The sequence below is a fragment of the Streptomyces mesophilus genome (assembly GCF_011044995.1).
Taxonomy (GTDB): Bacteria; Actinomycetota; Actinomycetes; order Streptomycetales; family Streptomycetaceae; genus Streptomyces; species Streptomyces mesophilus.
The window spans coordinates 24,066-35,985 of record NZ_JAAKZW010000056.1 but is presented as its reverse complement, the minus strand read 5'-3'; the positions used below and the strand labels follow the sequence as shown (position 1 = coordinate 35,985).

General features: G+C 71.7%; 12 protein-coding genes. 2 read left to right on the top strand and 10 right to left on the bottom strand.

Annotated elements, in window-relative coordinates:
* The coding region (locus G6045_RS16140) for a hypothetical protein (protein ID WP_165332642.1) at positions 1-213 on the bottom strand (213 nt) is incomplete at its 3' end.
* An 89-nt stretch (positions 214-302) separates the two neighbouring features.
* On the bottom strand, positions 303-1,376 hold the full coding sequence (locus tag G6045_RS16135; RefSeq protein ID WP_165332641.1) for a DUF4349 domain-containing protein: 1,074 nt from the start codon (positions 1,374-1,376) through the stop codon (positions 303-305).
* A 151-nt stretch (positions 1,377-1,527) separates the two neighbouring features.
* On the opposite strand from G6045_RS16135, the gene hemG reads away from it, so the two are divergent.
* Both hemG and hemQ read left to right on the top strand, forming a co-directional pair.
* A complete protein-coding gene (hemG, locus tag G6045_RS16130) occupies positions 1,528-3,072 on the top strand; it encodes a protoporphyrinogen oxidase (RefSeq protein WP_165332640.1) in 1,545 nt (514 codons plus the stop codon).
* A 4-nt stretch (positions 3,073-3,076) separates the two neighbouring features.
* Entirely contained in the window at positions 3,077-3,802 is a 726-nt protein-coding gene (gene hemQ, locus G6045_RS16125) for a hydrogen peroxide-dependent heme synthase (RefSeq protein WP_165332639.1), read from the top strand.
* A 70-nt stretch (positions 3,803-3,872) separates the two neighbouring features.
* Here the strand turns inward: hemQ and G6045_RS16120 are convergent, their stop codons facing one another.
* The 8 genes from G6045_RS16120 to G6045_RS41465 form a co-directional block, all read right to left on the bottom strand.
* Positions 3,873-5,447, bottom strand: a complete 1,575-nt coding sequence (locus G6045_RS16120) for an alpha/beta hydrolase (protein ID WP_165332638.1) — start codon at positions 5,445-5,447, stop codon at positions 3,873-3,875.
* 171 nt (positions 5,448-5,618) lie between these two features.
* The gene (locus tag G6045_RS16115) at positions 5,619-6,356 is read right to left on the bottom strand and encodes a DUF2470 domain-containing protein (protein ID WP_165332637.1); all 738 of its coding nucleotides are present in this window, start codon (positions 6,354-6,356) and stop codon (positions 5,619-5,621) included.
* A 113-nt stretch (positions 6,357-6,469) separates the two neighbouring features.
* Positions 6,470-7,225, bottom strand: coding sequence for a TIGR04222 domain-containing membrane protein (locus G6045_RS16110; protein ID WP_165332636.1), 756 nt, complete (start codon positions 7,223-7,225; stop codon positions 6,470-6,472).
* 182 nt (positions 7,226-7,407) lie between these two features.
* On the bottom strand, positions 7,408-8,388 hold the full coding sequence (locus G6045_RS16105) for a TIGR04222 domain-containing membrane protein (protein ID WP_165332635.1): 981 nt from the start codon (positions 8,386-8,388) through the stop codon (positions 7,408-7,410).
* Positions 8,389-8,392: 4 nt separating this feature from the next.
* Positions 8,393-9,703 (bottom strand): DUF692 domain-containing protein, encoded by a 1,311-nt coding sequence (locus tag G6045_RS16100; RefSeq protein ID WP_165332634.1) that lies wholly within the window; start codon positions 9,701-9,703, stop codon positions 8,393-8,395.
* A gap of 204 nt (positions 9,704-9,907) precedes the next feature.
* Entirely contained in the window at positions 9,908-10,675 is a 768-nt protein-coding gene (locus tag G6045_RS16095; RefSeq protein WP_206343798.1) for a DUF4142 domain-containing protein, read from the bottom strand.
* A gap of 112 nt (positions 10,676-10,787) precedes the next feature.
* Entirely contained in the window at positions 10,788-11,396 is a 609-nt protein-coding gene (locus tag G6045_RS16090; protein WP_165332632.1) for a TIGR03086 family metal-binding protein, read from the bottom strand.
* Positions 11,393-11,827 (bottom strand): hypothetical protein, encoded by a 435-nt coding sequence (locus G6045_RS41465; protein WP_235967938.1) that lies wholly within the window; start codon positions 11,825-11,827, stop codon positions 11,393-11,395. The genes G6045_RS16090 and G6045_RS41465 overlap by 4 nt, the downstream gene beginning before the upstream one ends.
* Positions 11,828-11,920: the final 93 nt, after the last annotated feature.

Here is an 11,920-nt window from a genome sequence, read left to right as displayed (position 1 = left end):
GGGGCGAAGGAGCAGGGCCGCGATGATCGAGAGGCCCAGGACGGCGCAGACCACCGTCACCGCGGCGCGGCCCTGGTACGGGCTGAAGTCGTGCAGCGGATTGCCGATGCCGCTTGCCGCGACGGCCGCGATCACCAGCAGGATTCCGGCCGTGATGGCGAGGATCACCCTGCGGGGACTGCGGGGACTGCGGGTGGCGGGCGGTATCGGCATCGGCACCTCACGGCAGCGGGGGCGGGACTCCTGTCAGCTTGGGTGGCAGGGGTCCCGCTCTCACTTGCTGCGGGGCCGAACGGGTGACATCAGGAGTCCGGTCCCGTCGGCGGTTTGGGAGGAGTGGACGGGGGCTGAGCAGGCGTTTCGCCCTCCGTATCCGGGCCGGGCCGCGAGCCGCCCCCGAGTGCCGAGCCGCCGGCCGTGGCCGTCGCGGGCGTCCACGGCCGGACCGCGGGCTCCCGCTCACGGCGGGGGATCCGGGAGCCGAACAGGCGCCACAGCAGGAACAGGACAAGGAGCGCCGCCGCCCACGGGGCGATCGCGAGGACCACGATGACGATCCACTTGGCCACGTTCACCAGCGAGTTCCAGCCGCCCGACAGTGCGTCCAGGAAGCCGGGGTCGTCGTCCTTCTCCTTCGGTTCGGGCTTCTCGCCGGTCTCGTTCAGGTGGAGCGTGATCGTCGCCAGGCTCGTGCGGTCCTTCAGCGAGGCCTGCTGGGCGAGCAGCGACTCCAGGTCCGCCTGGCGGGCGCTCAACTCGCCTTCCAGCGTGACCACATCGCTCAGCTTGGTCGCCTTGTCCATCAGCTCACGGATCCGTATGACGCTCGCACGCTGCGTCTTGATCCGGCTGTCCACGTCCACGACCTGCTCGGTGACGTCCTCGGCCTTGTCGCTGCGCTCGAGTACCTTGCCCGTGCCCTCCAAGGCTTCGAGCACCTTGCCGTACTGGTCCTGCGGCACGCGCAGCACGATCCGCGACCGCTCCTTGCCCTTGCCGTCGCGGTCCGTCGTCTCGCTGCCGACGATCCCGCCGGCGTCGGCGGCGGCCGTGCGCACCTTGTCCAGCGCGGACGGCACGTTCTCGACCCGCACCCGCAGGGTGGCGGTGCGGATGATGTGCTGGGCGAGCTTGGGATTCTCGGCCTGCTTGTCGTCGGACTTGGAACCGCTGCCCGAGTCGAGTCCGTTCTCGCTGCCGGCCGCCCCGCTGTCGGCCTTCTGACCGCCTTCCTGGGGTCCGGCGACGCCCTGCTTCGCACCGCTGCCCTTGTCCCCGTCGGCGGCCGCACTGCACCCCGCCCCCGCCAACGCCACGCTCAGCAGCAGCGCGGCCGCTGCCGTGCCCCGCCTTCTGTTCCTCCACGCTGCACGCATCTCTACGTAACCCCCCAAGGTCCGGTGGCTGTTGGTCCTTCGACGCCCAGAGTCGGGGAAACGTTTGGTGCCGGACGATTCCGAAGCGGTCACGGTCCGGACGCGAATGGGGTGGTGCAGGGCCTCGTACGGGATCTGAGAGGGTGGGAGCATGCGCGAAACGGACACCCGTACGGAACCTGAACACATTGGACACCTTGGACACGTCGGACACGTGGCCGTGATCGGCGGAGGTATCGCGGGACTCGCCGCGGCGCACCACCTGCTGGGGCGCGGGGCGCGCGTGACCGTCTTCGAGGCGTCCGAGCGGCTCGGCGGCAAGCTGCACGCCGGTGAGATCGAGGGTGTACGGGTGGACCTGGGCGCCGAATCGATGCTCGCGCGCCGCCCCGAGGCCGTGGCGCTCGCGCGCGAGGTCGGCCTGGGGGAGCGCTTGCAGGCGCCGGCAACGGCGAGTGCGTCGCTGTGGACGCGGGGTGCGCTGCGGCCCATGCCCAAGGGGCACGTGATGGGCGTACCGGCCGATGCGGCTTCGCTGGCGGGTGTGGTGTCGCAGGAGGGCCTGGCCCGGATCGAGCAGGACCGGTCGCTGCCGCCCACCGAGGTCGGCGAGGACATCGCGGTCGGCGCGTACGTGGCGGCGCGGGTCGGGCGCGAGGTCGTGGACCGCCTGGTCGAGCCGCTGCTCGGCGGCGTGTACGCCGGGGACTCCTACCGGCTGTCGCTGCGGATGGCCGTACCGCAGCTGTACGAGGTGGCGCGGGCCGGCGGGTCCCTCCTCGACGGGGTGCGCGAGCTGCAGGAGCGTGCGGCCGCACGTCAGCAGACCGGCCCGGTCTTCATGGGCATCGAGGGCGGGGTCGGCCAACTGCCGCTCGCGGTCGCGGAGTCGGTGCGGGCACGGGGCGGCGTGATCCGCACGGATACCCCGGTGACCGGCCTCTCCCGCGACGGGGACGGCGGCTGGACGGTCCGTACGGGAGAAAGCACGGCAGAAAGCACGGCAGAAAGCACCGCGGACGACACCCTGCGCGCGGACGCCGTGGTCCTCGCGCTGCCCGCCCCGCACGCGGCACGGCTCCTGGACCCCCAGGCCCCCGGGGCCGCCGGCGAACTGCGTGCTGTCGAGTACGCCTCGATGGCGCTGACCGCCCACGTCTTCCGCCGGAGCGAGATCGAGCTGCCGGCGGGCAGCGGATTCCTCGTGCCGCCCGTCGACGGGCAGCGCATCAAGGCGGCCACCTTCGCCTCGCAGAAGTGGCAGTGGATCGCCGACGAGGACCCTGAGCTGGTCGTCGTGCGCACCTCGGTCGGACGGTACGGCGAGACCGAGATCCTGGGGCGCGAGGACGGTGAGCTCGTCGAGATCTCACGGCAGGACCTCAAGGCCGCACTGGGCCTGGGCGCCGAGCCCGTGGCCTCCCGGGTGATCCGCTGGAACGACGGTCTGCCCCAGTACCCCGTCGGCCACCACGCCCGCGTCGCCCGGATCCGCGCGCACCTCGCGCCGCTGGGGGGCCTTGCCGTCTGCGGAGCCGCGTACGACGGCGTCGGCATCCCGGCCGTGATCGCGAGCGCCCGCACCGCCGCCGACCGGGCTCTCGACGGCGCAGGCCGGCTGAGCGTGCCGCACCCTCCCGGGGGACACCCCCGGACCCCCCTGGGCGAAAGCATCTTCGGCGGGGCGGGAGAATAGGCCCATGAGTGACGCCCCTGAGAAGATCCCGAACGCCGGCAAGAAGGCCAAGGACCTCAACGAGGTCATCCGCTACACGCTGTGGTCCGTCTTCAAGCTGCGCGATGTGCTGCCCGATGACGGAACGGTCCGGGCCGGTTACGCGGACGAGGTGCAGGAGCTGTTCGACCAGCTCGCCGCCAAGGACGTGACCGTGCGCGGCACCTACGACGTGTCCGGTCTGCGCGCCGACGCCGACCTCATGATCTGGTGGCACGCGGAGACCGCCGACCAGCTGCAGGAGGCGTACAACCTCTTCCGCCGCACCAGGTTGGGCCGCGCCATGGAGCCGGTCTGGTCGAACATGGCGCTGCACCGCCCCGCCGAGTTCAACAAGTCGCACATCCCGGCCTTCCTGGCCGACGAGACGCCGCGCAACTATGTGAGCGTCTACCCCTTCGTGCGCTCCTACGACTGGTACCTGCTGCCCGACGAGGACCGCCGCCGCATGCTCAAGGACCACGGCATGATGGCCCGCGGTTACCCGGACGTGCGCGCCAACACGGTCGCGTCGTTCTCGCTCGGCGACTACGAGTGGCTGCTGGCCTTCGAGGCCGACGAGCTGTACCGGATCGTCGACCTGATGCGTCATCTGCGCGCCTCCGAGGCCCGTATGCACGTACGCGAAGAGGTGCCGTTCTACACCGGGCGCCGCAAGAGCGTCGCCGACCTGGTGGCCTCGCTCGCGTAAGCGATCACGGCGTACGAAAGGGGCCGCAGCCGGATCGCCGGCTGCGGCCCCTTTTCGCGTACGGGGACGGCTACTTGGGCGTGGGCATCGGCTTCGGCTCCGGGTGCGGAGCGCATGCCGCGCGCCGTACCGGAAGCTGTCCGTTGATCAGGTACGCGTCCATGTGCCCGTTGATGCACGGGTTCGGACCGCCGCTGATGCCGTGCGTACCGGCCTCGCGCTCGGTCACGAGAGCTGAGCCGGGCAGCCGGCGGTGCAGCTCGAGAGCGCCCTCGTACGGGGTGGCCGCATCGCGTTCCGCCGCCATGATCAAGGTCGGCGGCAGCGCGCCCTTGGCGACCCGGACGTCCACCGGCTGCTGCCGGGGTGCGGGCCAGTAGGCGCACGGCAGGTTCATCCAGGCGTTGTCCCAGGTCTCGAACGGGGCGATACGGGCCAGGCGGCTGTTGTCGCGGTCCCAGACGCGCCAGTCGGTGGGCCAGGGGGCGTCATTGCACTCGACGGCCGTGTAGACCGCGTTGCCGTTCTCGTCCTCGGCCGCCGCCTCCGGGTGGTTCGAGGCCTGGGCGACCAGCGGCTTGTCGTTGCCGCGCAGATACTCGGCCAGCGCGTGGGCGCGCTGCGGCCAGTAGTCGTCGTAGTAGCCGGCCTTGAGATACGCGGCCTGCAGCTGCGCCGTGCCGACCTTGCCGCCGGCCGGCTTCGCGGCGATCTGCGCGCGCACCTTGTCGTAGCTGCGCTGCACTTCGGCGGGCGTACGGCCGAGCTTGTACGTCTTGTCGTGCTTGGCGACCCAGACGCGGAAGTCGGCCCAGCGGCGCTCGAAAGCGAGCGACTGCTCCAGGTTGTTGCGGTACCAGATCTGCTGCGGGGCCGGGTTGACCGCCGAGTCGAAGACCATCCGGCGTACGTGCGACGGGAACATCGTCGCGTACACGGCGCCGAAGTAGGTGCCGTACGAGGCGCCCACGAAGTTGAGCTTCTTCTCGCCGAGTGCGGCCCGCAGGACGTCCAGGTCACGGGCGTTGTTGAGGGTGTTGTAGTGCTGAAGCGCCGCGCCCGCGTTCTTCAGACAGCCCTGCGCGTACGCCTTGGCGCGGGCGATCCGCTCCTTCTTGAACGTCACGTCCGGGTGGCTCGGCGAAAGCGTCGGGGCCTTCGCGAAGTCCTTCGGGTTCTGGCAGGACAGCGGCGCGGAGCGGCCCACGCCGCGCGGGGCGTAGCCGACCATGTCGTAGGCGCGCGCGATGTTCTTCCACTCGGGCATCGAGCCGACCAGCGGGAAGTACATCCCGGAGGCGCCCGGGCCGCCCGGGTTGAAGACCAGCGCGCCCTGCCGCTCGCCCTTCTTGCCCGTCGCCGGCACACGGCTGACGGTCAGCTTGAGCTGACGGCCTCGCGGCTGCGCGTAGTTCAGGGGGACGAGCATCGTGCCGCACATGATGGGCGAGGGCAGGCCCTCCGCCGTCGGGCACTTGCCGAACTTGATCCCGGCGGCCGCGGCGCGCTCCGCGGCGAGGGCGACGCCGCGCATCTCGGGTGCGCCCGCGGGAGGCTGGTCCGCGGGGGCGCTGCCCGCCGGGGTGACGGACAGAACGGTCAGGGCCAGTGAGCCGGCGAGGCCGTACAGGAGAGGCGCTCTCATCGCGCTGCGGGATCCCTTCGAGTGTTGCGTGCGGGCAGCCGGCTCGGGGACGGCTGCCCGCGGAACAAAAGGGATACTTCGGCGGTGAGTTGGTGAAGTCCAGCACCGGGGGCGGCGGTGTCGTGGCAACAACCCCGTTGCGCGACGGGGTGGAGCGACGGCCGCCGACGCTCAGGCGGGCAGCCCGCTGCGGTGCGAGGCGCGGCGGGCCGCCGCCAGGAGCGCGTGGATCTGCGACCGCACCTGATCGGGGTGGTCGACGGGGGTGGGGAACGGCAGCCGTACGTCGGTGTGGGTGCGCGCGTACTCCAGGCGGAGCGTCATGCCGTAGCGGTCGAGGGCGAGCGGAAGCACCCGCTGCACGCCGGGCTTGGGGTGCGGCCGTACGAGACGCAGGAGCAGCGGGACGAGCTCGCTGTGGCCGTCGACGAGATGGGTGAGCATGCCCGCCTCGCAGGTGGCGAGCGGATCCACCTCGCATGCGTGGAGCTCCTGAAGCGTGACGAAACTGCGCCCCTGGGGCGTCTCGAGCAGCGCCTGGCCGTACTCCATGCAGAAGCTCTCCGCGGAATGCGAGGCGTAGGGCGCTTCCAGGATTCCCGTCACGGTCAGGCGGGCGCGCAGCCGGGCGCGGACCGCCGTGGGCGCGATGTCGGTGAACTCCAGGCGCACCGGGGTGCGTTGGGCCTCGGGGTGCAGGGCCGCCTCCGCGGGGTCGTGCAGGTGGACATGGCCCTTGGCGTCCACGCCGTCGAGGTGGTGCACCTCTTGCGAACCGCCGTCCGTGACCACGGACATGGATTGGGCGGTGGCGAGGAGGGTGCGGACGCGCTCGGCCGGGGTCGGTTCGAGGGGGCGTACGCGCTCGGCGGGGTCCGACTGCGGCGAGCGGGCGCGGAAAAGGGGCATGGATGTTCTCCCGGAGGCAGGTGGAGACGCCCACGTCACAGTCCCTGGCGACTTAGGCATGCCTAACCTAACCTCATGGGGGCGGGGAAGGGAAACCCCCTTCGGCCGTCAGCTCATCGGCCGTCGCCGAACGCGGCCCGCAGCGCGGGGTCCGTCACGGCGCGCGGGCCACGGACCGCGACCGCCGTGAGGAAGCCGCGTTCGTCGTCGGGGCGGTCGGTTTCCAGCATGCCGAGCAGCTGCTGGCCCTCGGACGAAGCCCAGCGGGTGTACGGGTGGACCTCGAAGCGGGCTATCGCCAGACAGCCGAGGGTCAGGATCAGGGGGAGCAGGAACCAGGCCACCAACGGGCCCATGCTGCCCTCGTGATCGGGCCACATCAGGAGCGACAGGGCGCCGAGCGCGACGACCGCGAGCGCGGCGGCCTGCACCTGGCGCACCGCGGCCTCGATGCCGCCGCGCGCCGTGTCCGGTACGGCGAGTCCGGCGGACGTGAGGCGCTCGGCGAGCCGGCGTACCGCTTCGTCGCCGGCCGTGCGGTGCCGTACCGGGGCTATCGGCGACTGTCCCGCGGGCCCGATCGCGCCGAGCACCGAACGCTCCAGGTCGTCCTTGCCGTTCGGGTCCACGACGGTGGCCCAGCCCGTGTGCGCGAGCAGCAGCCGGCGCTGGCGGGCCATCGCGATCATTGCCAGGGCGGCCACGCGGTCGGGGCCGCCGGAGAGGAAGGCGGCCTCGTAGATGCTCAGCTCGGCATCGGGGCGCGGCCGGCCGGGCCGGCCGGCGCCGTGGCTCGCGACGAGGCAGAGCCTGATGCAGGTGATGCCTGCCAAGGCCCAGGCGAGGAGGAGGAAGGGGACCCAGAACATGGCGGTGTTTCTATGGGACGCAACTGGCTGCGCGCCATGGGTTGTTCATTATGCGGACAGCGAGTGACGTAAATGTGACCAAGCGGTGTACCGCTACATCCCAGTATCCGTCGGCTTCGGGTGGAGTGCGCACTCGAAGCCGACGGGCCGACGAGGACTCGCGCAGACGAGGACCCGCGCGCTTACGAGGAGCTGCCGCAGCTCGAGCCGCCGCCCCCGCCGCCGCAGGAGGACCCGCCGGACGACGACCCGCAGTTCGAGCCGCCGGACGACGATCCGCAGCTCGACCCGCCGGAAGATCCGCAGCCCGAGCCTCCGCCCGTCGACCACCCGGAGTCCCCGGAGCTGCCGCAGGACGAGCCGCCGCAGGCCGCGTGCCCGGAACCGCCGCCGCACCAGACCACCGCGACCGCAAGGCCCGCGCCCGAGTCCGTGTACGCGGGCGGCGCCGCGCTCTGGTAGCGCGCACCCGGCCGCGCGGAGCTGCTGAGCAGCACGAACAGTTCGCGGTCCGGGATACGGGACAGTCCGTGCAGGGCGATCTGGATCCTCAGGTCGGAGGAGGTCTCGTACGCGCGGCGGTACGCGGCCAGGGCGGCCCGCCCCGCGGGGGTGACCCGCTTGCGCGGCCGGGCGACGACCAGGAGGAGGCCGATCAGGCCGAAGACCGCGAGCACGATGGACGCGACCGGCACGAACAGCGCCCAGACGCACAGCAGCAGACCGATCACGGAAAGCACCGGTGCGCGCCGCGACGGCGGCTTCGGGTCGTCCGGCCGCAGCGTCAGACCGCGGCCGGCGAGAGAGTCGCCGGTCGCCTGCACGGCGTCGCTGCGCATCAGGGCGACCCGCAGCCAGTACAGCGAGCTGGTCGACGCGGTACGGAACGCGTCGAGGAAGGCCGCTTCGACCCGGTCGCGCGGTGCGAACTCCCGTACCGCCACGATGCCCGGTTCGCGGATCTCGATCCGCCCCTCGGCGGCCAGGCCGGCGAGCACCATGTCCGCGACACGGCCCGGTCCCGCGGTCAGGAACGCGGCCTCGTACACGTCGTTCACCTGCGCGGCCGGTGTCGGCGCGGGGCGGTCGGCGACCCGGCGGACGAGGCAGACCAGGCTGGGCAGACCCACCGCCATGGCCATGATGTACGCGAAGATCTCCATGCGATCAGTCCCTTCCCAGTGCCAGTCGTACGCGTCGTGCGATCCGTGCCACCGGCCGCTGCGACAGCGGCTTCGGTCCCACGCGGTCCAGCCACCAGTCGGTCAACTCCCGCCGGACCTGCGGGTCTTCGGGCTTCCCTGCTCCGAGCAGCTGCTCGGTGAAGTCGAGGGCGTCATGGCGGTAGCCGTTCGTCATGGGCCGCCTTTGCGCGTACGAGAAGAAGGCCGGCCGGTACGACGCGCCGAGGATCACGGGCAGTTCGGGCGCCACCTTCGCGACCACGTCCGCGCGCTTGCCGATCAGGGCCCGGCTCTGCACGGCGAGCCGTTGCCGGTCGAAGCCCTCGGGCGCCGGCGTCCCCGCCACCAGCGCCGAGAGCAGCGAGGCCTGCGCGAGGGCGAGGCGGTCGCGGGCCGGTTCGGTGGACGCGCCGGTCGGTGCGGCGGGCCGCGGCGGCTGTGAGGTGACGGGTGCGGCCGGGCGGTTGACCCGGAGCGTCTCGCGGATGGTGTCGAGTTCGCGCTCCAGCTCCGCGGGCTCGGGGAAGTGCTCGTCGCGCTCCAGGAGCACACCGGGCGGAGTGATCCGCGAGGCCAGGTCGGCCAGGATGTCGAGCACCGGCCGCGGCACCGGGTGCGCGTGGCTGTCGTGCCACACGCCGTCCCGCTCGTAGCCGCCCGCGACATGGACGTACGCGATGGCCTCGACCGGCAGCTCGGACAGGGCCTTGGCCGGGTCCTCGCCGCGGTTGACGTGATTGGTGTGCAGATTGGCGACATCGATGAGCAGCCGTACGCCGGTGCGCTCCACCAGCTCGGTCAGGAACTGTCCCTCGGTGAGCTCCTCGCCGGGCCAGGCCACGAGCGCGGCGATGTTCTCCACGGCGAGGGGCACCGGCAGGGCGTCCTGCGCGATCCGTACGTTCTCGCAGAGGACTTCGAGGGCGTCCCACGTCCGCGGCACCGGCAGCAGGTGCCCGGCCTCCAGGGCCGCGGACGCGGTCCGCGCGCCCCCGGCCCGTACGAACGCGATGTGCTCGGTGACCAGCGGTGCGCCCAGGGCCTCGGCCCGTTCGGCGAGCGCGGTGAGCTTGCCGGCGTCGGGCCGCTCGGCGCCCCCGAGGCCGAGCGAGACGCCGTGCGGAATCACGGTCACGCCGCGCTCGCGCAGCCGCGTGAGGGGCTCGGGGAGGTGGCCGGGGCAGATGTTCTCCGCCACCACTTCCACCCAGTCGATCCCCGGCATCCGGTCGATGCCCTCCGCGATCTCCGGTCGCCAGCCGATCCCCGTACCCAACTGTGGACGTTGCTTCATCTGTCGCCCCCCTTGCTCCTGCGGCTCGCACCTGTCCGTTCCTGGAGCACGACGCTGTGCTGTGTGCAGGTGTCATGGCCCCGGCGCGCGGCGGTGAATCCACTTCAGGGGACGTTCAGAGGTTGATTTGAGGTTTCGGGCGCCGCAATCACCCGGTCGGGTCTCGACGGGATCACCCGGTCGGATCACGCGGAAAGTGCCTGGTCAGTCCTCCGGCTCCGGACGCGAGGTGTTGATGTCGGACGGGCCGGGCGCGGACGGCCGGGACGTGAAGGACTTGTCGTCGGCGGTGGGGGAGACCGGGGGCGCCGAGGGCACCGGGTTCGAGGGCGGCGGGGGACCGGTCGGGCTCGCGGTGAGCTTGCCGGCGGCCTCGTCGGCGATCCCGTCGAAGTCGACGCGTCCGGTGCGCTCCAGCATGGTGATGTGGTCGAGCACGGTCTGGTTGGCGTCGGTCGCGAGCTGGCGGACGAGGGTGTTGCGGGTGGTGTGCCGCACCTCGGCGATCAGCGCGAACACCTTGCCGTGCGCATTGCGCAGCAGGTTCGCGAACTTCCTTTCGTACTCCACGCCTTGGGCGTCCGTCAGCTCGTTCAGCCAGCCCTGCTGCTGGTCGTTGGGCTGATTGGGCAGCTCGATGTTGAGCTGAGCGGCGACCGAGCGCACCCGCCGGTCGAGATCGGTGTGGCCGACCACGAGATGGTCGCCGCACTCCTTGATCGACGCGGTGGGTGCGCGCTCGATCGCCTGCTGTCCGGCGGGCAGTTCCCATAACCCTGCCAGCCGGACCTTCACTATGAAGTCGCGGTCGGTCGCGGTCAGCGGCCCCCACTGCGTGGAGACCGTGCCGGCGTCGACATTGGCCTGCCCGGTGCCCGAGCGGTCGGCGTACGACCAGACCGGAAAGGCGAGCGCGCCGAGCGTCGCCACGAGTGCCGCGATGATGAGGGCCGTTCCATTGACGCGCCGCAGCAAGGGTGCCTCCCGGGATAGTGCGCCGTTCCCGCACGAACCAACCGCCAACTGACCGGCCGTTCAACCTACTTGGCGGTATTGAGAGATACGCAATGCCGGGGTGTTGTGTTCAGAGGGACCGTGGCGCTTCCTGGTCGTCCGGTGACCAGTGGGGGTCGCGGCCGAGCAGTTTCAGGGCCGCGGTGAGGGGGTCGGCGTCCGGCTCGGGTGGCACCGGGGGCCCGAAGAACGGCGCCCGTCCCTCGGCCGGGATCCGGCGGGCGCTCCGCAGGACCGTATCCCTTACGGCGGGCGGCAGTTGAGGCGTGGTGCCGAGCGTGACCGCCAGGTCCCACGCGTGGACCGCGACGTCCAGCAGATGGAAGGAGACGGCCACCCGGCCGGGGAAGGCGCCGCCCAGCTGCGGCAGCACGAACTCCCGCTCCGTACCGCCGTGTTCGGCGAACGGCACGAGGAGCGCCGCCACCGAGGCGCCGTACGCGGCGACGGGATCCGCGCCGAAGTCCTCCGGCGTCCGCCAGTGCGCGGGCAGTCCGCCCTCGCCGCGTGCGGCGGCCGCGAAGCCGTGGTTCAGCGCCGTCATGTGGGCGACCAGGTCGAAGAGGGTCCACTCGGCGCACGGAGTGGGACGGTCCCAGTCCTTGTCGTCGGCGCCGCGGACCAGGCGCAGCGTTTCGTTCGTGGCGATACGGTCGAGCTCTACATAGTTGGTCGTCACGCGTCCTCCAGGTGAACGGGCCTGTGGGGCCAGGGAGTTGTGCCGGTGAGCAGGGCGCGGGCCCGGTCCCAGACCGCGTCCGGTTCGAAGTCCTCGACCCGCCAGGCGGTGGCGCGCAGCGCCCCGCGCCCTCGGTGGGCCCGGACGATCCCGAGGTGGTCGGGCCGGCCCACGAACTCCTTGAGGGCGACCTCGTCGCGCCATACCGATACAGCGCCGGAGCGCCGGCCCGGGACATCGGCCCAGAGCCACATGCCGAGGGCGCCCGGAGTCCTGGGCCAGGTGCGGCGCAGGCGCAGGCCCGCGAGGGCGACGACGGCGGCCTGCGGATGGGTCGTGGCGGTGAAGTCGGTGAGGCTGATGTGGGCTCCGCAGAGCGAGAGCGGTACGGGGCCGGATTGCCAGCGGCTGCGCAGGAGTCGAGTGGCCATGCCCTTACCATAAAACTAAACGACCGATCGTGCTACTTGTTTGCGGGCGGTGATTCAGGCTCCAACGGCGAGGTGGTTCAGGCGACTTGTGTG